General features: G+C 57.1%; 17 protein-coding genes. 8 read left to right on the forward strand and 9 right to left on the reverse strand.

Annotation, left to right across the window (positions count from 1 at the left end; all coding sequences use genetic code 11):
* Positions 1-723: 723 nt before the first annotated feature.
* A complete protein-coding gene (locus HY298_18670; GenBank protein ID MBI3852283.1) occupies positions 724-1,455 on the reverse strand; it encodes a hypothetical protein in 732 nt (243 codons plus the stop codon).
* A 130-nt stretch (positions 1,456-1,585) separates the two neighbouring features.
* Here HY298_18670 and HY298_18675 point away from each other — a divergent pair, with 130 nt between their 5' ends.
* Positions 1,586-3,739 carry a CHASE2 domain-containing protein gene (locus tag HY298_18675; GenBank protein ID MBI3852284.1) on the forward strand — a complete coding sequence of 718 codons (2,154 nt, stop codon included), beginning with the start codon at positions 1,586-1,588 and terminating at the stop codon, positions 3,737-3,739.
* Between the two features lie 581 nt (positions 3,740-4,320).
* On the opposite strand, the gene HY298_18680 is transcribed toward HY298_18675, so the two are convergent.
* The 3 genes from HY298_18680 to HY298_18690 all read right to left on the reverse strand — a co-directional run bounded on the left by HY298_18680 (position 4,321) and on the right by HY298_18690 (position 8,659).
* Complete coding sequence (locus HY298_18680; GenBank protein MBI3852285.1) at positions 4,321-4,551, reverse strand: hypothetical protein; 231 nt, start codon at positions 4,549-4,551, stop codon at positions 4,321-4,323.
* A gap of 506 nt (positions 4,552-5,057) precedes the next feature.
* Complete coding sequence (locus HY298_18685; protein MBI3852286.1) at positions 5,058-7,235, reverse strand: hypothetical protein; 2,178 nt, start codon at positions 7,233-7,235, stop codon at positions 5,058-5,060.
* On the reverse strand, positions 7,232-8,659 hold the full coding sequence (locus HY298_18690; GenBank protein ID MBI3852287.1) for a hypothetical protein: 1,428 nt from the start codon (positions 8,657-8,659) through the stop codon (positions 7,232-7,234). The genes HY298_18685 and HY298_18690 overlap by 4 nt, the downstream gene beginning before the upstream one ends.
* A gap of 187 nt (positions 8,660-8,846) precedes the next feature.
* On the opposite strand from HY298_18690, the gene HY298_18695 reads away from it, so the two are divergent.
* Both HY298_18695 and HY298_18700 read left to right on the forward strand, forming a co-directional pair.
* Entirely contained in the window at positions 8,847-9,503 is a 657-nt protein-coding gene (locus tag HY298_18695; protein MBI3852288.1) for a hypothetical protein, read from the forward strand.
* A 313-nt stretch (positions 9,504-9,816) separates the two neighbouring features.
* Entirely contained in the window at positions 9,817-10,968 is a 1,152-nt protein-coding gene (locus tag HY298_18700) for an acyl-CoA dehydrogenase family protein (GenBank protein ID MBI3852289.1), read from the forward strand.
* 344 nt (positions 10,969-11,312) lie between these two features.
* Here the strand turns inward: HY298_18700 and HY298_18705 are convergent, their stop codons facing one another.
* Positions 11,313-12,779, reverse strand: a complete 1,467-nt coding sequence (locus HY298_18705; GenBank protein MBI3852290.1) for a neutral/alkaline non-lysosomal ceramidase N-terminal domain-containing protein — start codon at positions 12,777-12,779, stop codon at positions 11,313-11,315.
* 330 nt (positions 12,780-13,109) lie between these two features.
* Between HY298_18705 and HY298_18710 the strand changes: the two genes are divergently transcribed.
* From HY298_18710 to HY298_18720, 3 genes are all read left to right on the forward strand, one after another.
* Positions 13,110-13,667: a DUF4118 domain-containing protein gene (locus HY298_18710; GenBank protein ID MBI3852291.1), complete on the forward strand. Its 558-nt coding sequence runs from the start codon at positions 13,110-13,112 to the stop codon at positions 13,665-13,667.
* Between the two features lie 64 nt (positions 13,668-13,731).
* Positions 13,732-15,903, forward strand: coding sequence for a glycoside hydrolase family 9 protein (locus tag HY298_18715; GenBank protein ID MBI3852292.1), 2,172 nt, complete (start codon positions 13,732-13,734; stop codon positions 15,901-15,903).
* A 254-nt stretch (positions 15,904-16,157) separates the two neighbouring features.
* Complete coding sequence (locus tag HY298_18720) at positions 16,158-17,105, forward strand: alpha/beta fold hydrolase (protein ID MBI3852293.1); 948 nt, start codon at positions 16,158-16,160, stop codon at positions 17,103-17,105.
* Here HY298_18720 and HY298_18725 read toward each other — a convergent pair.
* The 4 genes from HY298_18725 to HY298_18740 all read right to left on the reverse strand — a co-directional run bounded on the left by HY298_18725 (position 17,085) and on the right by HY298_18740 (position 19,649).
* Positions 17,085-17,324, reverse strand: coding sequence for a hypothetical protein (locus tag HY298_18725; protein MBI3852294.1), 240 nt, complete (start codon positions 17,322-17,324; stop codon positions 17,085-17,087). The genes HY298_18720 and HY298_18725 overlap by 21 nt on opposite strands.
* A 540-nt stretch (positions 17,325-17,864) precedes the next feature.
* A complete protein-coding gene (locus HY298_18730) occupies positions 17,865-18,377 on the reverse strand; it encodes a GreA/GreB family elongation factor (protein ID MBI3852295.1) in 513 nt (170 codons plus the stop codon).
* 13 nt (positions 18,378-18,390) lie between these two features.
* Positions 18,391-18,681 (reverse strand): isoamylase early set domain-containing protein, encoded by a 291-nt coding sequence (locus HY298_18735; GenBank protein ID MBI3852296.1) that lies wholly within the window; start codon positions 18,679-18,681, stop codon positions 18,391-18,393.
* 17 nt (positions 18,682-18,698) lie between these two features.
* Positions 18,699-19,649 carry a hypothetical protein gene (locus tag HY298_18740; protein ID MBI3852297.1) on the reverse strand — a complete coding sequence of 317 codons (951 nt, stop codon included), beginning with the start codon at positions 19,647-19,649 and terminating at the stop codon, positions 18,699-18,701.
* A 116-nt stretch (positions 19,650-19,765) separates the two neighbouring features.
* Between HY298_18740 and HY298_18745 the strand changes: the two genes are divergently transcribed.
* Positions 19,766-21,580, forward strand: a complete 1,815-nt coding sequence (locus HY298_18745; protein ID MBI3852298.1) for a carboxypeptidase regulatory-like domain-containing protein — start codon at positions 19,766-19,768, stop codon at positions 21,578-21,580.
* A gap of 125 nt (positions 21,581-21,705) precedes the next feature.
* On the forward strand, positions 21,706-22,968 hold the full coding sequence (locus HY298_18750; protein MBI3852299.1) for a PQQ-dependent sugar dehydrogenase: 1,263 nt from the start codon (positions 21,706-21,708) through the stop codon (positions 22,966-22,968).
* Position 22,969: the final 1 nt, after the last annotated feature.

Here is a 22,969-nt window from a genome sequence, read left to right on the forward strand (position 1 = left end):
ATGAGTTACTGGATCGCGTGATCGCGGGAGTGAAGTTCGTCGATGGTGTCGAACTCAACCCCAAGGCAATAGCAGCGTAAACACATTTACCCTTGGGATGCCCTCCACCCCCCGCCATCCACAACTTTTGGAAATTTCTCTAATACGGAGGGAAAGGGGCAATCTTTCAAAAAACCTTCGAAAATCAGCGCATTTTTCGATAAAGGATTAAATCGACGCATTGGCACGGTTTGAAAACCGACTGTGAAGCCAGGGCGAAGCAGGCTCATTTACAAGGACTTACAGAATGGTTTCCGCGACGCGGGCAGGCGATTCAGCCGCTTTGTGAAACGGATCCAGAGGCTTCTGGAACCCATTCAGGAGCTTCTGAAACGGTTTCAGGAGCTTCCGAAACCGATCCATAACCTTGTGGAACCATTTCAGGAAGTTGGGAAATTGATTCATAAGCCTCTGGGAACATTTCAGGAGGTTCGGAAACGGATGCACAGTCCTGTGGCGCCGTTCCAGAAGTTTGGGAAACCCGCTCGCAACCTTCCGGAATGAATTCGCAAGGTTGCTAACGCCTGGGAAGTTATCCAAATGGACGGACACACTACCAAAAACGCGGCCTCCATTTCCGAAGGCCGCGTTGCGCCAACTATTCACCACTGCTTATTACGGTGTATCGACGGAGACTTGAATTACGCCTGGCATGGGCCGACGCACCTACTTTGCCTACTTTGATCAGGGATCGAATCCAGTCAGGGTGATTGGATAGGAATTCGTCGGAACATTGTTGGTAAAATAGATGCTGAACCGATATTTTGGACTCAGTGTTGGATCGGGAACAGTGACCGTGGTTTGATTGCAACCCCCATCCCCAAATTTTCCGATATAAACAACTTTCGTATCAGTCCGATTCAAATCAGAAGCGGTATGCACTGTGGTGCCCACGGTAGGCGCCCAGCCCCAGCCCTGCGAAACGGTTTTGATGTAGTTGACGTATCCCGCATAGGGACCGGGACAGGTGCCGCTGGAACCGCTGCTAACCACGGGAAGACCGAACACGGTGATGGTTCCTCCATCACTCGTGCTGTAAACGTTCAAAGATGCCGAGCGAGTCGGCACCGGCTCTCCGCCATTGGAAATGTCGGCCGAGTAATAGCCCACATCGTCAATCCCGATGTTCTCCAGAATCAAACTGCTGTTGGTTTGTCCTTCGATAGGGACTCCATTGCGCAGCCATTGAAAAGCAACAGCGCCATTGACTGCCTGTGCGGTGAAGGTGGCCGTTGAGCCCAAGAGGATGGCCTGATCCACCGGTTGACGCGTTATCACCGGAAACTCAGGCTGGAGTGACGCATCATTGGCCGGAGTCACGGGTTCCTGTGCTGCAACGCTGCAGCACCCGATCAAACACGCGGTCAATCTTGTGATTGTCGCGAACGTAATTATTTGTGAGATGTGTTTATTCATAAACGGTTATTGGTTGTTTTGTCTTTTTCTGGGGATACGCCACAAGCACCATGCGGCTGCCCATTGTTTTTTTTTGATTTCAGATGCATGTCTTCAATACGGGGCAAATGAGCCAATCTTTCAGAAATATTTGAATGGAGAGAGAATCCAGAATGGCCGACACCAGAAGGCGGATGCAAAAAAGCACTGCTTTTTCAAACGGTTGCTTTATGTTCACGGAATTCATTACCCGGCAGAGATTGTGAAGCTCAAAGGCATCAGGAAACATAAGCTGTTCAGTTCCATGTTCGGCGCGGCGCTGACCGTGTTTTGCGGCCTGGTGCTTTGGGCGACGCCTTTGGGCGAGAGATGGAAGAACGCCAGCTACGACTATCTATTTCGTTTTGGCTCGTCCACAGTCACCAACAAGGTCGTGCTTATCCTGATGGACAATGACGCGTACAATCACTTCCCCCAGGAACGCGGGCAGCCTTGGGATCGTGCATTGCACGCGCAGGTGCTGAACAGACTCGCTGATGATGGTTGTGCCCTCGTCGTATTTGATTCCTTCTTCCGAATCCCGCGCGACCCGGTCAAGGACGAGGCACTGGCCGGGGCAATGCGCCGGCAGCATCGCGTCGTGTTGATGGCCGAGCAGGCGGCGGTGACCTACCCAACTCTCGCCGGTGCGCATCCAGCGCTGCCGTCCGAACCATTTCTCAGCGCGGCTGGAACGAATTGGGGTGTCGCCTGGCTCGATCCCGACCTCGACTCCACCGTGCGACGACACTGGCCATTTCCGGTGCCGGGGCCGTATCCCAGTCTGCCTTGGACCGCCGCACGGCTGTCCGGTGCGCAATTGAGCGAATCTCCGCACGAGCAATGGCTGCGCTACTACGGCCCAAATGGCGCATGGGCGACCTTGAGTTATCGTTTCGCGCTGACACAACCGACAAATTATTATCGTGACAAAATCGTTTTCATCGGCACTCAACCACGAACCTCCGTGGCCGGGGATGAGCCGGATGAATTTCGCACACCCTACACGCACTGGACCGGCGAATCGATGGGCGGCGTGCAAATCATGGTTACCTCCTTCCTGAACTTGATGAACGGAGATTGGTTGCGGCGGTCGGCGTCATGGATGGAAGCATTGGCGCTCCTGACATCAGGAATCTTGCTCGGCGGCATTTTGTGCCGGATGCGACCGCTGATAGCTGGAATTTTCGCAATGGCATTCGCGTTGGTGATCGCGCTTGGATCAGTTTCCTGGAGTCATTTCACGAATTATTGGTTTCCCTGGCTGGTGATTTCGGCGGGACAGGTGCCTTGCGCTTTGGTGTGGGCACTGGCCACGCAGAAGTCTCGCGCGCCGAGAACTGCCCTGGAGACGACCGGTTCTGCCGAAGAGATGCCGGACACTCCTGACTACGAATTGTTGCATCCGCCTTTTGGCAAGGGCGCTTATGGCAAAGTCTGGCTGGCGCGCAATGCCATCGGACAATGGCAGGCGTTGAAAGTGGTTTACCTGGCAAACTTCGGCGATGATGCCGATCCGTACGAGCGCGAGTTCAACGGTATCAAGAGATACAAGCCTGTCTCCGATAAACATCCAGGGTTGTTGCGCGTGGATTTTGTCAGTCAGAAGAAGCCGGCGGGATATTTCTTTTACGTGATGGAACTGGGCGACCCGCTTGAAGTTGATTGGGAACGAAAACCGTCCACGTACAAACCGCGCGATTTGGTCAGTGAACGCCGCCGGGCGCGAGGACAAAAACTGCCGGTGCGCGAATGCGTGCGCATTGGACTCGCGCTGGCGGACGCGCTGGATTTTCTCCACCGGCAGGGACTTACCCACCGCGACATCAAGCCTCAAAATATTATTTTTGTAGATGGCCGCCCCAAGCTCGCGGACATGGGTCTCATCGCCGAAATCCGGCCGCCCGATCAAAAGCACACGTACGTCGGCACGCCGGGCTACATGCCGCCGCCGCCGGAGTCGCCCGGCACGCCGCAGGCGGACATTTATGCTTTGGGAATGTTACTTTACGTCCTCAGCACCGGCCGGAATCCAACCTTCTTTCCCGAACTCTCGACAACGCTGGCCGAAAGCAGTGACGTGGCCGACTTCTTTCGATTGAACCCAATCATTCTCAAAGCTTGCCACAGCGATTGCGCGCAAAGGTATGCCTCGGCTGCCAAGATGCACAGTGCTTTGCAGGAAGCACACAAAGCGCTCGAAGGGCAAAGCCGCGACAAAGTTCCGGGCATGGCTCAACGAACACCAAGTAGGTCGAGGACTTAACCGCGTGGAGTCCCAGCGACGCAAGCAAGCCATGTCCACGCAAGACCTTGTCGATTTGGTGGAATACCTTGCTTCGCTTAGGAAAGCGGCAACTAGTGCACCGTAAACTTTTGGCGCCGGGCTTCCCTAAGCCAATCCCTCCATCGCTCACCCGCTCGAAATGTCGCGCCCTACTTGCGCGAACCCGACTAATCGCAATTCAATGCGTTTGCCGGTTACCGTTTTCCGCGCCGGAAAGCCGAGATGGCGGTCGGTTTGCTCAACATCACCGATCAGGATTACCGTCTCAATCCGCTCAATGTTTACAACGAACTGCCGCGCGAAAGGACGCTCATGGTGCGTCTCCGACTCAATTTTTAGATTTGGGTTTCTACAAGGATGCCGCACCTACGGCGCTGGTTTTGCGAATGTCCGTCCGGCAAATCCAGTCGCGCGAATTTCAGGGCAACGGAAAACGAGACTCCTTCTCCGGCCCGGCTACGCGTTGACTTCTTCACCGACTGCGCCAAGCGGGCTGCGATGCTCGATAAACCTCGCGCCACTCCTTTTGCGCCTGCTCCAAACTAAGCTGCTCCCATCGCTCACCCAAACGACCAGGAATGGTTGACTGACATTGCCCACAACCATCTGCCTTTGGCGTCGGTAACAACGTAGCGAAGTTGTTCGCCCACGAGGTCGGCGCTCTTGAGGTAATGGTGTTTGCGAACCAGTTGGTTCCAGCGTGGTTTTTGTCGAGGTGAGATCAGTTCCACTTGGAGTTCTTCCAAAACGGTCTGCTCACTTCGGTCGGGCAATCGTTTCGGCTTTGGCATCCGTCTATCAAAAAACACTCGGAAACAAATGTCCCGCAAAATCGTACTCTATCTCCGCTGCCATTGGCTCAGTTCATCGGCTTGATGCAGCCCTGTCCGACCTGCGGCCACCTTCTCCCCATCCGATGCGGAGAAGGACTTTTCGCCGAAAGCATTTTGAAGTTTTTCCATGAACACGTTCACGAAGTTCGCCATCCTCAACGGCGTCGTTGCGCACGAGTTCAACTCTTGGAAACAGCCCGCCGCTTGTAGGAAACAGTCCTGGGCAAATGTCGCTTTCGCGCAATCGGAGCGTCGGCCGTTTCAGCCAGCACGAACATGCCTTGCGAAGTCGTTGCGGGTTTGTGGACGTTGCCGTTTCGCGGCGTCGGTTGCGAAACTTGGAAAACGTCGCGCCGTAGGTCGGCGGTTTTGCCGTGAAGAATTGCGTCGTGGGCGGCTTGGAGCCGCCGTTGACTTTGGCGAACGTTTTGCCGATGTCGTGGCCGATTGGACGTTTCTGGTCATCATTTCTCCGGAGCAATCTGGAAGAGGGCCAGTTCGTTGGGGGCGAGGACGCGGGTGGTTTCCTTCCACGTAGCTTCGCCTTCGACACGCGTCGCTCGGATGCCACCGGACTCGTCGTATGCGGTGATGGTGTAGCGGCCAGACGGAGAACTCAACCAGGGTGCCATATCCAAGCTGAATGTGATCGAACGCGGTTGCGTTCCCGTGTTCAGCCCCAGGATGAGAGCTTTGCCGGGAAGCAGGTAGCCGTTGACTCGCGCCTCGCGACACGGCTCGGACAGGATGTTGTCGCCCACCAAGAGGCCGTCTTCCAGGTAGGTTTGAAATCGTTCATGGAGGTTGGCGCAGACCTTGAGAGCTTTTGCCAACTCGGGAAAGTCCGTGATGCGGGCCGAGCCGTTGATCCCGTCAGGCTTCGATGGCAGGACATTCAGGAACAGGTGGTCGGCGAACAGTTGTTTCACCGCGCGCGGCGAGGTGCCGACGTTCACATTGAAGCGAGGCGTGGGATAGGCGTTCACGAGGGCGCGCCAGTCCATCTGCTCGTCGAACAGCGCCCAGTTCCAGGTGTAGTCCAGCCAACGGCTGTCCAGATCGAGGTTGTTGAGACATTCCCCGGCGAAGGTTGCTTCCGGGTCCTTCTTGCTGGCGGCAGCGCGCACCTTGGCGAAAAGAGTTTCCAGGTTGGGTGGTGTGGGCTTGTGCATGGCCTGGTCCCAGGTGATCGAAGTCCAGCCGCGCTCAACCATCTTCAACAGGCTCGCGGTGATGTCCGCCTGCCAGCCCGGATGGTTCGGGTCCGCGAATGAACCACGCGAAGCCTTGCCATAGTAAGGACGCAGCATCGGGATGAAATCCGTGTGGTATCCCCAGTCCTCCCAGCTGTCGGTCTGGCCGTATTTGGCGGGGATGGGATTGAGCATGGTCATGACGGATACGAACAACGACACATTGACGTCTTTGGCGCGGCACTCCGCGATGGCCCGGTTGAATTCCTCGAGCGTGCCCAGTTCGGGCGACGGTTGATTCGGAATCTCCCAAGGTCCCCAAAGCCAAAGCACCATTTCGTTCAGACCGTGGGCGCGACATTCATCCGCCAGGCCCGGCAGGTCGTGGAACCGCCAGACGACGGTCGGTGCCGCCGGGTCGGCCGGAGCATATTGCTGGGCCATCCACACGCTGCGGTAACCGATCTTCTTGCGCAGGTGCTTGGGGAGTGGATGCGGCCGCTGGACGTTTTCCCTCACCCAGCCCCGGAATGGTTCGATGCCCTTGGCCCAGCCGTGCTGATGAGGAGTCAAGACGTATTCGGGGCTGATCCAATTCTCGCCGGGCCGGATCAACGCTTTATGTTCGCACATGAGCCGCAGCGTCGGGTCCTTCTGCGAAAGGTGCAGCAGCACGCGATCAGAAGTCGGCTCACCGGATTCCGTTAACGGTCCCCAGCTCCAGAGTTTCGGAAACAAACTGAACCCGCCCTTCAGACTGCCGAGGTCCAGCCACCGCGCCGCCATGGATTTGTCATAGGCGCCCGATTTCAGCGTGAGCCAGTTTCGGCGACTGGCGTACCAGCGGCCTTCGTCTTCCGGAAGGGCTAGGTCGCGAAAAGGCTTTTGCACGCCGCCGCAGGTGCGGAGTTCCGTGTTCTCCAAACCGGCGAAGGGTTGAAGCCCCTCCAAATCCGGGAACAGCACCTGCGGAATGGCCAGCTCGGACCGGTTTTCAATCGCAGCCTTCAGCATGATGGAACGCCCATCTGCCGCCGGACGAAATTGCACGGATGCGCGGACAGAGCCCTTCGGTTCAAAAACGCGACTCATTCCCAAAGACTGCCAGGTGATTGAAATTCCCGCGTCCGCAACTTCCACGCGAGCATCCCGCGAATAGCGCGTGCCCAGCCGCAGCGGTTCGAAGCCGTAGCCGGGGAAGGCTGCATCGAGCAGCGAAGCGTTTCCGGGAAGCGCCTGCAACATCTTGATGCCGCCGTATTCCAGTTCAAGCAGGCCTCCCGAATTCGAGTCAATGACAATCCGTAAACCATTAAGGTTGGCCTGAACCGGCTCTCTGGGTTCACCCGCCACGGGTGAACAATTGCCAAGGGCAGCGATGATGGCGATTCCGTTCAGAATGCCCGACGCGAGGAAACTTCGATCTTTCGTTCGTTCTGAGGCGTTCATTGAGTTCCGGTTCGCAACGCGAAGAGGTCGGCGTCTTTGAGGACAAACCGAAAGCGCACCGGTTTGCCGATGAGACTCGACAAATCGCTGCCAGATTTCCAACTGACCACGGCGTCCAGATCGTCGCCGAACAACACCGGCATATCGGCGAGCGTCCGTCTTTCGATGGGTTTGCCTTGCTCGTCCTGCACTTCAACTTGAATCGCGCCTGCGGCTGAAGTCGCGTAATTCAGAATCAGATTCTTGCCCGTGAACGTCACCGGTCGCGTCGTGAACTCGCCGCCCCCCGCGCCGGCGTGGACGGACCCAAAGCCATGACGCCGCACTGTGATGCGGCGCAGTCGATTGTCCGGCCACTCGTAATGTTCGCTGATATACATCGAGAACTCCGCCGGATCGAGTTGGACGATGCCCCACGCCGGCATGTTGCTACGCTGCGTCCAGTTCCGCTCATCGTGACCAGGGCGCACCCATGCTTCGAGAAACGTGCGATCCCAATTCACACCATCCCGGCTGCTCATGAAGACCGCGTCGGACACTCCCATTTCCTTGTAGTCGGCAAATTTCTTTCGCTCCGGGACAAAGCGTTTTGGGAACGACAGGTAAATGTGCGGTGCGCCGGGACAAGGCCGCGTGCCGTTGGTGTAGAAATGTTCCTTCGGCGCGCCTTTGGGGTAACGATTCGGCACCGGATCAGTCCAATGAATGAAATCCGTCGAGGTGCAACTCTGGATGGCGCGCACGCCTTCATCGCCGTAACGGGAGAAGCAGCGATAACTCTGCGTCCGCTCATCCCAGAAGGAAAGATTAAGCGAATCGAACGCGCCCTTGGTCATGACCGGTTCGGTCTGCAGCTTCTGCCAGTGGATGCCGTCGGGCGACACGAATGCGTAGAGCTTGCTGAGAATGCCCGCGAGCGCCTTGTAACGCTCCTCGGGTTTCGCGGCAGGATTGTCGTCCCGGAACGGCGCGAAGTTGTGCGACTCGACACCGCGATAAATGATATTGTTCTCCTGCGAGCCTTGGAATTCCACCAATCCCAGGTTCGGCCGAGTGAAATGAATTCCGTCCGTGCTCTCCGCGTAACAAGTCACCTGCCCTTCAGAAGCGTCGTTGCCGGGAACCATGCCGCGATAGTAGAGCCGCACCAGCGGGCCGTCCTGGAACACCGTGAAGTAGGCGCTGTCCGGCCCTTCCCACGGTTTGTCGGTGACCAGCACGACTTCGCGCTTCACCGGCGTTTGCAGTTGCAACGCCACGCCGCGCGAGTGCGACGAATCAATCAGCCAATCATCGACGAACATTTCAACACGCGAACCGATGGCAGCCGTGTCTTTGTCTGACTCCCCGCCCGACAGCGGGCTTGAGCCGAACCCGGTCGCCAAAACAATGCCGACAACCGGAATAAGAAAACGCCTTGTCATGTGCTTGCCTGAATCATGACGACTCCGGTTTCGTTTGAGAAGATTTAACGTGCAATGGCACGGCGCTGCATGGCGCAGCCAAAGGAGCGCGGAATTCACCCTGTTACCGGCCGCGCGCACGAACCTTGAAAAAGAACCAGCTTGTCATCGGTCGAGACCAGGTGAATTCTTCTGGTGGCCGATTGCTATGAACATTCTTTCTCGAATACTTCTGTCGCTCACGATTCTCGCTGTCGCGGCCTGTCAGGCGGAGGAAATCCTTTTTCAAGATGACTTCAAAGGCAAGTTGGCCGACGGTTGGTCGTGGTTGCGCGAAGACTCGAAAGGCTGGCGCGTGACGGAACGCGGTCTCGAAGTGCGCCTCCAACCCGGCAACATGTGGGGACCAGCCAACAACGCTAAGAATGTGCTCGTTCGGGCTGCGCCCGACCCCGTGCGGGACACTGTCGAGATTTCCGTGACCGTGACGAACCAGCCCACGGAGCAATACGAACAGGTGGACCTCGTCTGGTATTACGACGACAGCCACATGGTGAAACTTGGCCAGGAATTGGTGGATGGCAAGTTGAGCATCGTCATGGGCCGCGAGGAGAACGACAAAACGCGGACCATCGCAATCATTCCATTGAAATCTTTCTCCGTGCGCTTGCGACTCACGGTGAAAGGCAACGAAATCCAAGGCCACTTCCGGACAGCTGATGCCGGCGACTGGCAGAAAGCTGGCGAGCGTGACCTGCCCGTACACGGCACGCCGAAAGTGAGTCTGCAATGTTATCAAGGTCCGGCCAACGTCGAGCATTGGGCGCGCATCACCGAGTTCCGCATCCGGCGACTGCGAAAATGAAACAATGGCGATATGCATTTGACCCCCCTAATTGAGCTGGAACGTGAGGTCAACGCGGTTTGTCCCTCTCCCTCCCTGCTCGCCCCGTGGAATAGCAATCGTAGCTGCCGGAGTTCCCGAAGCGTTTATTCCACGGGGCAAGGGACGAGCGGGGAGAGAGCCGGAGAGAGGGGTTTTCGAGCAAGAGTGCCTCCTCTCCCCAGCCCTCTCCTCCCGCAGCGGGAGGAGAGGGAGTGTCGCCGCGCACCGAAAGCCCAAGTGGAATCAAGCGCATAGCCTTTTAAAACAATAACATTCAGACAAGAAGAGAGACATGTATTTCACCAAAGAACACGACATGCTCCGCCAATCGGTGAGACGATTTGCGGAACGCGAATTAGCCCCCGGCGCCGCTGACCGCGATGAACAGGAAAGTTTTGACCCGGCCCTCTTCAAAAAGTTGGGCGACTTGGGTGTGTTGGGCGTAACTGTGGATGAGAAATACGGCGGCGCCGGAATGGATACGGTGGCCGCAACAATCGTCATGGAGGAATTCGGCGCGGTTTGCGCGAGCACGGCCTTGACCTACCTGGCGCATTCGATTCTTGCCGTCCACAACCTCGCGGGCAACGCCAGCGACAGCCAGAAGAAGAAGTATCTGCCCCGCCTTTGCTCCGGCGAATGGATCGGTGGCATGGCGATGACCGAGCCGGGCGCCGGGTCGGACGCGGTCGGCATGAAAACCAAGGCCGAGCGCAAGGGTGATCGCTACGTTCTGAATGGAACCAAGTCATTCATCACGAATGGCCCCATTGGAAACCTGTTTTGGGTTTATGCGAAGACCGGTCCGGCCCGAAAGGACATCAGCACCTTCATTATTGAAAACGGCTTTGCCGGATTTCGCGTTGGCAAGAAACTCTCGAAACTCGGGATGCGTGGCAGCCCGACCGGCGAGCTGGTTTTTGAAGACTGCGAAGTTCCAGCGGAAAATCTGGTCGGCGACGAGGGCTCCAGCACGGCGCACATGATGAGGAACTTGAACATCGAGCGCATCACCATCGCGGGAATCAGTCTGGGATTGGCTCGCGCGGCCCACGAGTTCTCGCTCCGTTACGCGACGGAGCGGAAACAATTCGGCAAGCCGATCGGATCATTTCAAATGGTTCAAAAAATGATCGCGGACAATTTTATTGAATACTCCGCCGCGCGCGCCATGACGTACGAAGCCGCGGTCACACATTCCAAGGGCGAGGACTCCAACAGCCGGGCCGCAGCGTGCAAGGTCTTTGCCGCCGAGGCAGCCACGCGGATTGGCATGAACGCCATACAGATCCTTGGCGGCTATGGCTATACCAAGGAGTATCCCGTGGAACGTTTCATGCGCGACGCCAAGCTGATGGAGATTGGCGCGGGCACCAGTGAAATCATGCGTTCCATCGTCGCCCGGGAACTTCTGTCGAAAATTGATTCAACTCAGAAGTGGTAACGCGAAGCGGTAAGCGTCCCCGGCATTCGCGCTTCGATTCTTCACTTTGATCCGTGACACCGGTTTTGGTTTAACGGAAATCCGAAATCCGAAACTCGAAATCCGAAACAATCCTGAAATCCGAAACAATTCACCCCGTGGAGTAACTCGCAGACTACCGCTTGGCACGGCCTCACCCACTACTCCACGGGGTGAAGGCAAATTTCAAAACCAAGGCTTGCGGCGTGTTGATGGAGAGCAGTCGTTTTGCTCATTGCCATTTTGGCCATTGGGATTTGTTTCGGATTTCGGATTTCGAGCTTCGGATTTTGCTGCGAACGTTCCGCAAGCGAAAAACCCATATTTCACTCCTTCGATGAAGCAACCGCCGCTGGTCGTTCGTCACTCGCAACTCCCGCCATCCTCCGCATCCAGTCCATCAAGTAAACCGAAACGTAAGGTCCATAAAACGACATCAAGCGCGGCTCGTAGCCGGGGTAGTGGTAATATTGCAGCGGCACAACGTACCCGATGTAATCGCCGTTGAAGCTGGTCACCACCGCGTGCAATCCGTGACGCTCCATCATCCCCTTCAAGTCCAAAGCCAGTTCGCCGCTGAAATCGCACGGCGTTGAAAACCAAAGCGTGTCGCCCAATCGCACCGTCTGAATGAACGTGTGATCGCTCACCGGCATCAACCGCCGTGTGATGGCGGGCCGCAGCCGCCAGCCGTCCGTAAGCCGCACCTGCGCCTCGGGCAATTGGAGTTCCAAACCAAAAATACCGAGTGATGTATCGGGAAAAACCTTCACGTCCGTGAGCCGTTTCAACACTTCCTCCGCCAACGCCTCGCCCATTCGCTGCGCGCCTTCAAAGCCGCCGCCTTTGGCGTCCGGCCCGTGGCTGCCGACGCCGCCCGCCAGAAACATAGCCAGGCCGTGCGTTTGCTCCTCGACCTTGCGCTGCCAGTAACCCGGATAATCCGCGCTGAACTGCATCACGCGGCCCGACAACACCGTGGCGTGCGCGCCAAAAACGCCCATCACCGCCGAACCACCATTTGCATTTCGGATCACCGTGAAGACGAATTCGTCGTCCACGCGTCCCTTGTCTCCCACCAGCCGGTTGTGCACAAAACCCGGCGCGTTGAAACGACCACTCCCAATGGTTGCGGTGGACAGATTGGTCATCGCCTCATCCACCGCCGCGACGATTTGCTGGGCAAACCACGTGCGCACTCCGGGTTGAAACCCGCCGACGAACGCTTCGCTTACCACGCCTTCCCCCCAACCGCCCGGCCCACAATGGGTATGCGTCGCGGAAAAATAAATCTGTTCGCGGCGCAGCGAATATTTCGACTTGAGTTGTGTCGTCGCGGCTTCCGCGATTTCTCGCGGCATGATCAACGCATCCGCGCTGACGATGACGACGCGTTGCGTGCCGACCTCCAACGCGACCGCCTTGGCCCACAAATCATCGTGCGTCCCTTCTGCCGGTCGCCCGCTCCGATCACCATATCCCGCCAAAGGCACAGAACGAAACTTCCCCTGCTCCGGCGCGTCCTGCTGTGCACCGACGCTCGGTGACAGTTTCGCGCGCCCAAACCCGGCGCGGAGCGGTCCCCTCGCAAGCTGGTAACCACGCGCCTGTTCGGTGAACTTGGAGCGAGTTGATTCGTAGTAGTGCGTTGTGAAGTACGGCGTGTGATCCACCGGTTTGACACTGCAAACCACACCGACGATGATCAGTCCAACTCCGACGACAACAACTCGGACACTCCATTTCAACCAGCGTCGGCGCGGGCGCGAACGAACTTCAGGCTTCACTTCCATGATCGCAAGACTAGTTAGCGTCCGGGCGCAATACAACGATTTAGGTCGTAACCAAGGAGTTGGTAGCGGGTCAAGGCCCGTCAGGAGCGCGGAATTTATTCCGCTTCAACTTGATTACACTGCATCGTTCCAATTTGCGTCGTGCGTCTGACGCACCTTCTTCAGCAGCCCTTTTGGGTTGACCCAGGTTTTCTTCACCATAGCTTTCAGACATTATGAGTCACGGAAAGCGTTCCCAGATTGGGCCGCCAATAATCAACCGGCTGGAAATCCTTGCGCATAACTGAATTGATCGATGCACTCCGCGCACTTCGAAATCAATAACCGCTTATGACCACTCCAGATTCCACGATCCAACCGGAGCCGAGCGTCTCCCGCCGGGTTTTGCTTGCTGCTTTGCGCTGGCGGCCAACCCACTTGATTGTCAGTGTCGCCATTCTCCTGCTTGATGTTGTCACCGGTCCGTACATCCAATTCCCCATCACCTTTGTCCTCCCGGTCACGCTGGCGGCTTGGTTTTGTACCCGACGCTTTGCAGTGTTGCTGGCGGTACTTCTTCCGATTGGGCGTCTCGACATCGCCTTCTACATCGATCAACAGACGCCGCTCCTCTACAGCGTCATGAACACTTGCATCCGAATTGTTCTGTTGGTGTTCATCGCCTACCTGGTGAGCCGCACCGCTCGACAGACCCGCGAGCTTGCGAAGGAAGTCCAACTCCTTGAAGGAATTTTGCCGATCTGTAGCTTCTGCAAGAAAATCCGGGATGCAGATCAACAGTGGCACCCGATCGAAACTTACATCGCGCATCGCTCCGAGGCGTCGTTCACCCACAGTTTTTGTCCCGAGTGCCTCAAACGACATTATGGCGAGGTGTTTCGTGAATGATGAAACGACCGACTCGGTTGGCGCTCGCCGTCTGGTCACTCGCTTTTTGCCAAGGCTTGCAGCCATGTGCGTCGTTGGGATTCACGCTCATTCGGGCCAGACTGTATTGGTATCCGCCGCCGACTATGTTCCCGCCAACGTCGCGCCCAATCCTTCCTTTGAACTGGAAGCTAAACGGCTTGGTGGCTGGCTGCCGCTCGGCGTAGAACCGACCAACGGTGGGGCGCGTGTCTTCATCACAAACGCAGTTCATCGTCAAGGTTCTCACTCGCTCTGTGTGCAACCGGGTCCTCAAGGACTCGTCACCGGCAGACGATTTGTGTCCAGCTACAATGGCGGCGAGGATGAGCTTCACGCCACCGGCACCAACGGCGTTCGCGGCGCACGCACGATTGCGCTGCGTCTCGATCCGGACATCCGCAGCGTGAACGCCTCCGTTTGGATTCATGCGCCGGTGACTGCCCGCTTTCAACTTTCGCTCGTCTGGACGGGCCGCGAGGGACGACGGCCAGCCGACGTGCTGCACGTGGACAAGACCGAAATGCGTAGCCGCGAGGAAAATGGCTGGCGACTTTATCAACTCACCGCGACGCGACCCATCCGCAGCCATCAAGTACAACTCTGGGTCGAAAGCGATTCCACCGAAACTTTCTACCTCGACGATGTGGAAATCACCATGCAGCGTGCGCCCGGCCTTGAAGTTCTCGTGGACCAACTCGGTTACGAAACTCCATCCACCGCGAAAGTCGCCTTGTTGCAATCAGCATCGTCGTTGGAAACTGCTCCCACCGCTCGTGTGATTGACTTGGAGAGTTTTCGCGAAGTTCTTCGCGGCGACTGGCAGCGATGCGAACCGATCCCCGACTGGGACCGCTTCCATTGGGCCTTCGACTTTTCGGCAATCACGAATCGGGGACGCTACGTGGTCGCCGCTGGCGAAGGCAAGGCGGCCGCGCTGTCGCCGCCGTTCACCATCGGAGACGACTTGCTCCGCCGACACGCCGCCGAGCCGGGCTACCGTTTCTTCTACTATCAACGCTGCGGCACCGCCGTGCCCGGCTTCCACGCTGCCTGTCATCTGGACGACGCCCGGATGCCCGATGGCAAACACCGCGACCTCAGCGGCGGCTGGCACGACGCCGGCGACTACAACAAGTATTGTGGTTTTACGCCGGAAAGTTTTTATGCGCTGGCCGTCGCCTATCACCGCCAGTCGAAACTGTTCGACCAATGGGATCGTGACCGAAATGGTCGCGCCGACATTCTCGACGAAGCGCTCTGGGGCGCGGAGTTTCTGCTCAAGGCCATCGACCGTGACTCGCTCGAACTCGTCGTCAACACCATCTCCACCGGCTACCGTTACTGGGGCGAGCCGCAAAAGGAGACCGACAACCGGCCCGGCAACAACGACGACCGTCCCGTCACGCAACTCGGTGGTGATCCGACCTGGTGTGCGGCAGGATTCGCGCTCACGGGCGCGGCGTTGAAGAAGATCGGCGACACTGCCCGCGGCGACGACCTCATTCGTCTCGCCGTGCGACTGCACGAGAAGATTGGTGGTAACATGGAAACACTCGCGGCCCTTCACGCTGCAATCGGCGACGCGAAATACCGTCAAGCCGCGCAACAACAAGTCGAAAACATTTTGAAACAGCCGAAGCCGGAAGACAGTTTTCGCGCCCTCGGTGAATTCGCCTCCGCATTTCCCGACGACCCACACGTCGCTCGCATCAAACCCGTGGCCGCACGGCGCATCGCAGACTTGGAGAAGTTTTGCGCGCTGCCGTTTGAAGTGGCGCGGTATCTCGGCGCGGATGGAGGCTCTGTCTATTTCCAACCCTACGCCGACGTGAACGATTGGTATGTCGGCAGCATGATGCGGCAACTGGACGTTGCCATCGAGGGCGCGCTGGCGGCGAAGCTGGGCGTCATCGCCGGGCGTCGGCTCGCGGAGAACCAGGTGCATTGGATTCTCGGACGCAATCCCTTTGGCGTGTCGCTGATGGAAGGCGTCGGCAGCAACTTCGTTCCGAACTATCATCACCGTTACAACACCATTCCCGGTAATCCGCGCGGCGCGGTGCCGGGCGCGTTGCTCAACGGCATCATCCGCGCGTGGCCGCACCAGGACCGTCCGTGGCTGGACCTGACGCCCGAACCGAACGCCGACTACCATTGCAACGAACCCTGGCTCCCCTACAACAACCGTTGGATGATTCTGATTTCGGTGTGGTGACAATGAATTGCTTGCTTCGAAAGATCTCTCATTTGCAGCTCGACAGTTTCTGGGTCACGGAGTAGGTACGTCTTCATGTTGTTTGATCTTCGATCTTTGATCGTCTGGGGCGCAAGTCCCACAACTTGTGGCTCGGCGTTCCGTACTCCGGTTCGCAACCCACGCTTACACCGGAGAGCAGACACCGCTTTCGCAGCCAGCGAAAGCCATACTGACTAGGCAACGGCAGCGCTTCGATGAGAAAGGGCGCTCACATGAATCGCCGAAAATGGGTAATCGTCATCCTGCTCAGTTTTGTCTTACTCTTAGGACTGGGCGTGGTGCTGCTAAATGTCTATTCCGTGGCTAGAGCCAGGGCGGCCCTCACTCCATTTGATACCCATTTTGACAGCAGCCTGCCCGGAAGAACGATTGCTGAAAACGGGCTCAACGCTGATTTCTTTACCAGCGCCTCGGAGAGGCCGCGAAAAGTGGTCATCATCCTGGGCGGTTCAGAAGGCGGAAAGCATTGGAGCACCAATCGAGACCACATTCAGAAACTGTTGGATCGTGGGTACTGCGTGCTGGTTCTGGCTTATTTTCATGCTCCCGGCTTGCCGGAATACTTGAGGGAAATACCGCTTGAGTATTTTGAGAAGGCATTTCAATGGCTCGCCAAGCAGAAGGAAGTGGTTGCCGACGATTATGCGGTCTTTGGCCACTCGCGTGGCGGCGAACTGGCGTTGTTGCTTGCCAGTCGTTTCCCCCAAATTAAGGCTGTTATCGCTTTGGTGCCCAGTTCGGTCGTCTTTCCGAGTTCACCCCAAGGCCTGTTCGATGTGCTGGCAGGCCAGCATTCACCCTGGACCTACCAGAGACAGGCTTTGCCTTTTGTTCCGTGGCCCGTTTCGCTGCACAATGCGCCGAGCATGCTGACTTACCGGCAGACAGGGATGTTCAAGCAGGCGCTTCAAAACCGTAGCGCCGTCGCCTCGGCCATAATTCCAGTCGAGAACATCAAGGGACCCATTCTTTGCATTTCCGCGACCCAGGATGAGGTGTGGCCTTCGACAATGATGTGCAGCCAGATTGTCTCAAGACTCGACGAGAAAGGATTCTCGTTCTTTCATGACCATATTCGTCACGATCAAACCCACGGTTGGTGTGGACTTGAAACGTGTTGGCCAAAGGTGGTTAAGTTTTTAGATGAACATTTCAAGTAGTCGCGCTCCCCCGAGCGCCTTGGCGATATGGTGGTTTACGGCCAGCACACGAATCAACTCGATGGCACGAGTGCTGATACACAGGACGAGTTGAATCGAAACAATCATGCACACAGTCGGCCCAACAAGATCACTGGAGCGAACGCAGGCGGGCCACGTCAGTTGCCAATGCGGACCCGCAGGGCCGCCCGCGTCGCTCAGTTCGGTCGTTGGCCGCATTGCGCCATGCGTTATTTCAGCGTCACTTGCTTGTTAGCGTTGTCACTCGTCGGGTGCAACCATCCGCCCCGCAGCGGCGTCAGCGCAGCACGGCACGTTTGGCATTCGGCAGATTCTACACTGGAGCAACGCGCACAAGCTGTTTCCAAGCTCATCCCAGTGGGATCAACCAGGGAGAAGGCTACTATGGTCCTCGGAACGGGCGGAACTTTGTCGCACTTTTACGGCCCAACGGTTGGCGGTTTCCCACCGCGTCAGTTACCAGACCATGATGAATGGTGTTTGATTTACAAGTTTCCCGGGGGAGGGGTGAGATTGGATTTCGATCCTCCGATTTCGTGGGGTGGAAGTTTTGTTCGTGCTGTGCCATTCCGTACACTGACAAACATAACATTTACAACCAAGCCATGAGAATGCTAATCACCAAAGGATGGGAAGGACCGGAGCGCGGAGGGGGGAGACTTTGTCGTGGGTTAGTCGCGCCCAGCGCAATGGAGTGGAGCGGAGGCGCGCGCTGTCAGCGCCGGATGCTGAACCCGGTCAAGTCTCGTACGCCATGTCCACGATCTCCAATTCCGTCTCACCAGACGGGAGTTTGAATCGGACACGCTGGCCGCGCCGAGCGTTCAGCAGCGCCTTGGCGATGGGCGAAAGCCAGCTCACCCAACCACGGTCAATGTCGGTTTCGTCCACGCCCACGATGCGATAACGCGATTCGTTGCCGTTGCGCTCGCGCACAGTCACCGTGGCACCAAACCGAATACGATCCTCTGGCACTTCGGGCGGATTCACCACCACCGCTGATTCCAAACTCTGCTGAAGGTGAAGAATCCGTTGATCCAACATTTGAAGCCGACGTTTGGCGTCGGGATCTTCCGAGGTGGCGGAAATCTGGGGTCGTTCAAGGTTGACCAGACGATCCAGTTCTTCGCGCAAACGCCGCGCGCCATCCGGCGTCAGGTAATTTTTCGCTCCTGGCGGCAGTGCTGAAACCGAGGGAAGGACACGTTGATCAGGAACGTCATCTGACTCGCGCGTGAACGCCTTGCTCATGGCCGTCCGCGATTCAACTGACCGGTATCAAGGAAACCCGCTCGCCCTTGTCATTGCGCGTAATGCCTTGCGCGTGCGGATCCAGCGTCAAATTACCATCCGCCAGGAAGGCGTAGCGGTGATGGCCGTGTTTCAGTTCCACGGTGAGCAACCAGCCGCCGTCGGGCATTCGTTTCATGGGATGTGTCGCCGGGTTCCACTCGTTGAAGTCGCCCACCAAACTCACCTCTTGAGCCTGCGGCGCGTGGCAGATGAAGTTCACCACGTGCAAAGTCTGTCGGGCACCATATCGGTTCATGCTCATAATACACCCGAGGTCGGTCAGCCCAAAAGATTCTGTAGAATGATGAGCGCGGTCCGGCGAACTCCTTCCGATTGAGTTTCGAGGATGCGATATTGTTCGATCCAACCGGCCTTGGCCTTGTTCCGTTCGCGCCAGATTGTTTTGAGAACCCGCTCGGTGCGCTCCACCTGTTGCATGGCCGCGGCGAGGGACTCGTGCCCTTCCGGCAGGTCGGAAATACTGCCCACGAAAAACCGGCTGATGTGTTTATCGTTGAACACAGCCTGCAACAACATGACCACGGTCTGCTCATAGGCATACCAACGTTGGCGCAGCGCCTCGGCCAAAAAACCGTGGCGCAGCGCAAAGAACTCGGAGCGGGGCCGCTCGGTGTACTGACGGATGGCCTGGGCTTCGGTTGGAAACCAGTTGTAGAGCAGGGCAAAGGTGCCGTAGGTGTCGATCAGTTGCTTGGAGTTGTTGTGGTCGGTCGCGATCTCGCCGATGCACACGTCCTGGTTCAGTTCCAGGATGATCTCTGGAAGATTGTGCAGCCGCCCGAGGACTTCCTTGCCGACCGCCGTGCCGTAATTGAAGTCGCCCGGGATCAGCCAATACACATCGTTGTCCCCGCCTTTTTCAAACGCCATGCCCAGCCCCGAGTACCACATCTGGCAGGAATCCACGCACCACTCGTCCAGAATCTTGGAGTGTTTGGCGACCGTGTTTTTCCGGAAATCGAGGAAGTGTTTGTTGCCTTCATTCGCGTGATAGGTTTTGCGATCCATCACCGTGATGGGCCGCGCGTATCTTTTTCTTTCCGCGGCCAGCCGGGCGATCAACTGATAAAGTTCTTCCAGGTCGGAGTAATCGCTGGGTTGCCGGAAGGGATAGATCACTACGGGATGAATTTTACCGGTTGGAGAGCCGGTGGTTTTTCTCGCGGCCGCAGGTTGGGGCGGTTGCGCGCCTGCCGCTGATTTCTTCATGGGATGATAATGGGTTGTTTCGAATCAAATGCCAAGCCATTTGGCAGCATTTCAAATCGGTGTGGCTTGGGGAAAAAGATTTGAGTTGGAGCGGTGTTACAGTAGCCTTACCCGAAATGAATAACGTCTTGCAAACCAACACTGACAACTTGAACCGCTTCTCCTTCAAAACCTGCCACCGCATTTTCCTCCTCGTCCTGGCGGCAGTGCTGCTTCCGAGTCTCCCGACTCGCGCCGTCACGTTCACGGTCACGCCAGCCGCCGTGAGCAATACCTACACGGGGGTCATCACCTTGAATGTCGCCGGCGTCACTAATGGCGAGCAGGTCATCGTGCAACGATACCTCGACGCGAACAGCAACAGTGTCGTGGATGCCGCCGAGCCGCTGATTGACGCCTTCCGCATCTCCGACGGCGGGGTCAGCACCATCGGCGGCGTCACGAACATCAACGTGCCGTTCGACAGCAACTCGGCCACCGACGCGATCACCACCACGCTGAGTTTTGCGCTGCCTATCGAAAGCACCGTGGCGCAATCCATTTTCCGCCTCGTCAGTCCCACCGGGAATTTTGCGGCAACGAGCGCCACGTTTAACGTCACGAACGCCGCTCTGGCTCAATCGCTCAGCGGCAGCGTGTATGCGAACAGCACGCCGTTGCCGAACGCGATCGTCGTGGCGCTGCTGCTGCCGTCGCAGAATTTTGTTGGCGCGGCGGTCACTGATAACACAGGGCACTACTTCCTGAAAGTTCCACCCGGCACTTACGTGCTGCTGCCCACGCTCTTGAATTATTTTACGGACCAATCGATGCTGCCGGTCGTGACCTTGACCAACGGCATGGCGGCGACCAACAATCTTTTCCTGACCAACGGCACCGTGACGATTTCCGGCCGCGTTTATGACGCGGCGAACAGCAACACCCTGGGCGGCGTGTTCCTCCAATTGCAGTCGGGTAACCTGTTTGCCATTTCATTCACCGATACCAACGGCAACTACAGCGCCGCTGTCACGCCGGATAACTGGGACCTCAAGGTCGAGGGCAACCGGCTGGTTCGCCGTGCTTACATGGAGCCCGGCGGGCAGCAGGTCAACACCAGCACCGGCAGCGTGGCCAATGTTGACTTTGCTCTGCGCAAAGCGAACGCGCTTTTTTACGGCCGCATTGCGGATGCGTCCAACGCGCCCCTCGCCAACATTGATTTTTTCGCCGGAGATAATTTTAATCAATTCAAAGCCGACGGCTTCAGCGATGCCAACGGCAATTACGCCGTCGCCGTCCTGTCCACCAACAACCCCTGGAACTGCCAACCCTCCAGTGATAATCCCGCCCTGAACGGCTACATCGTGACCAGCGGCATTTCGACGAACATCTCCGCCGGCCAGGCCGTGCTGCTGAACTTCACCGTTCAACCGGCGACCGCGCAAATCTCCGGACACTTGCAAGATAATCTGGGCAATCCCGTCTCGGGCATAGGCGTCGGCGCGTATGCGACCATTGGTGGTAGCAGCTACAACACGGCGCAAGTGGATACTGACGGTGCGGGCAATTACTCGTTCGCGGCCGCCGCGGGAGTTTGGAATGTGTATGCCAATTGCTGCGGCAACAACGGATTGGACAGCCAGAATCTTTATGATCCCCTCATGCACACGGTGAACATCCCGCCCACGAATGTGGTGCTCAACATCACGGTTTATACCATCGGCGTGCCGTTCTTGAGCCAGCCGTCGAAGTTTTCGTCCACGCAGTTCGGTTTCAACCTCAGTGGGGCTTCCGGCAGCAACTACACCATTCAGGCTTCCACCAACCTGTCGTCAACCAATTGGTTCACCGTGTCGGTGGTGAGCAACCTGCCGGGGAATTTATTCTTCATTCAGGACAACGAGGCCACGAACAAACAGCGCTTCTATCGCGCGTTGCTCGGACCGTAACCAATTGTTCGCATCAGATGGCTGAGGTTAAGTCACAATTGTAAATCGTCCGCGGGAATCTCAACGGAAAGCCTGGATGTCTCGTGCCCTTGAGTTCACGTCAAACTTCCGATAATCTTCGCGCCATGATTTTCTCAAAACAACTTTTGCTCACGGAGCTGGTTCTTTGTGCAATCACCGCCCTGGCGTTGTCGGTGCGCGGCCAGGCGACGAACTCGTTGCCGGCCATCGAACTTCGCGTCGCATTTCCCAATCTCAAAGTGAACCGTCCCCTCTGGCTGGAGGAAGCGCCGGATGGGTCCAAGCGATTGTTCCTCATCGAACAAGCCGGGCGAATTTTGATTGTTCCGAAGGACCGCAACGGCAAGGAGACGAAAGTTTTCCTCGACATCGTCAATCGAAAACCTTTTGTGAAGAACGAAGAAGGGTTGCTCGCCATGGCCTTTCATCCGCAGTTCAAATCAAACGGTAAATTCTACGTTTATTACTCCCGGCATGAGCCGAAACGCAATCGGCTCAGCGAATTCCGCGCCGCGCGTGGCAATCGCAACAAGGCTGATCTGGCCTCGGAGCGTGTCCTCATGGAAACCACGCAACCTTATTGGAACCACGACGGCGCCACGCTGCTGTTTGGTCCGGACGGTTTTCTCTACCTCAGTCTAGGTGACGGCGGCCTCGCCAATGACCCGCACAACGTCGGCCAGAGCCTCCACTTCGTGCTCGGCAAAATCCTCCGCCTCGACGTTGACGCGCGCACTGGCGATTTGCCCTACGCCATTCCCAAGGACAATCCGTTTGTCGCCCGCGAAAAGGACGGTTCGCTCAAGGCGAATCCTTTCGATACCCAGGACGATGGCGTGCGTCCCGAGATCTGGGCCTATGGGCTGCGCAACGTCTGGCGGATGAGTTTTGATCGCGAGACCGGCGCGTTGTGGGCCGGCGACGTCGGCCAGGACAAGTGGGAGGAGGTTGATCTGATTGTCAAAGGCGGCAACTACGGCTGGAACGTTCGCGAAGGATTTCATCCGTTCAAGGAATCAACGCAAAAGTCAAAGTTCATTGATCCGGTCATCGAATATCCACACAACCCGACGCTGGCAAAGGAATCCAAATTCCCCGAACACAGTCACGGCACGAGCATCACCGGCGGTTATGTCTATCGCGGGAAAAAAATGCCGCGACTTCGCGGAGTCTATCTCTATGCGGACTTCACGTTGGGGACGATCTGGGGATTGCGATATGAAAATGGTCAGGTGACGGCAAGCGGAACTTTGGCAAAGTCAAATCCCTCCCGGCAAATCGCAAGCTTTGCGGAAGATCGCGATGGCGAGATTTACGTCCTGGCGTTCGATGGAAAAATTTACGAACTGGCGGAAGCCCGTGAGTAGC

The sequence above is a fragment of the Verrucomicrobiota bacterium genome, assembly GCA_016200005.1.
Lineage (GTDB): Bacteria > Verrucomicrobiota > Verrucomicrobiia > Limisphaerales > PALSA-1396 > PALSA-1396.

What these genes read in the sequence shown, in the direction of transcription:
- HY298_18670 (MBI3852283.1), bottom strand. Translation starts at nt 1,455, where the DNA reads ATGAATAAACACATCTCACAAATAATTACGTTCGCGACAATCACAAGA.
- HY298_18680 (MBI3852285.1), bottom strand. Translation starts at nt 4,551, where the DNA reads ATGCCAAAGCCGAAACGATTGCCCGACCGAAGTGAGCAGACCGTTTTG.
- HY298_18685 (MBI3852286.1), bottom strand. Translation starts at nt 7,235, where the DNA reads ATGAACGCCTCAGAACGAACGAAAGATCGAAGTTTCCTCGCGTCGGGC.
- HY298_18690 (MBI3852287.1), bottom strand. Translation starts at nt 8,659, where the DNA reads ATGACAAGGCGTTTTCTTATTCCGGTTGTCGGCATTGTTTTGGCGACC.
- HY298_18695 (MBI3852288.1), top strand. Translation starts at nt 8,847, where the DNA reads ATGAACATTCTTTCTCGAATACTTCTGTCGCTCACGATTCTCGCTGTC.
- HY298_18700 (MBI3852289.1), top strand. Translation starts at nt 9,817, where the DNA reads ATGTATTTCACCAAAGAACACGACATGCTCCGCCAATCGGTGAGACGA.
- HY298_18705 (MBI3852290.1), bottom strand. Translation starts at nt 12,779, where the DNA reads ATGGAAGTGAAGCCTGAAGTTCGTTCGCGCCCGCGCCGACGCTGGTTG.
- HY298_18710 (MBI3852291.1), top strand. Translation starts at nt 13,110, where the DNA reads ATGACCACTCCAGATTCCACGATCCAACCGGAGCCGAGCGTCTCCCGC.
- HY298_18715 (MBI3852292.1), top strand. Translation starts at nt 13,732, where the DNA reads ATGTGCGTCGTTGGGATTCACGCTCATTCGGGCCAGACTGTATTGGTA.
- HY298_18720 (MBI3852293.1), top strand. Translation starts at nt 16,158, where the DNA reads ATGAATCGCCGAAAATGGGTAATCGTCATCCTGCTCAGTTTTGTCTTA.
- HY298_18725 (MBI3852294.1), bottom strand. Translation starts at nt 17,324, where the DNA reads ATGCGGCCAACGACCGAACTGAGCGACGCGGGCGGCCCTGCGGGTCCG.
- HY298_18730 (MBI3852295.1), bottom strand. Translation starts at nt 18,377, where the DNA reads ATGAGCAAGGCGTTCACGCGCGAGTCAGATGACGTTCCTGATCAACGT.
- HY298_18735 (MBI3852296.1), bottom strand. Translation starts at nt 18,681, where the DNA reads ATGAGCATGAACCGATATGGTGCCCGACAGACTTTGCACGTGGTGAAC.
- HY298_18740 (MBI3852297.1), bottom strand. Translation starts at nt 19,649, where the DNA reads ATGAAGAAATCAGCGGCAGGCGCGCAACCGCCCCAACCTGCGGCCGCG.
- HY298_18745 (MBI3852298.1), top strand. Translation starts at nt 19,766, where the DNA reads ATGAATAACGTCTTGCAAACCAACACTGACAACTTGAACCGCTTCTCC.
- HY298_18750 (MBI3852299.1), top strand. Translation starts at nt 21,706, where the DNA reads ATGATTTTCTCAAAACAACTTTTGCTCACGGAGCTGGTTCTTTGTGCA.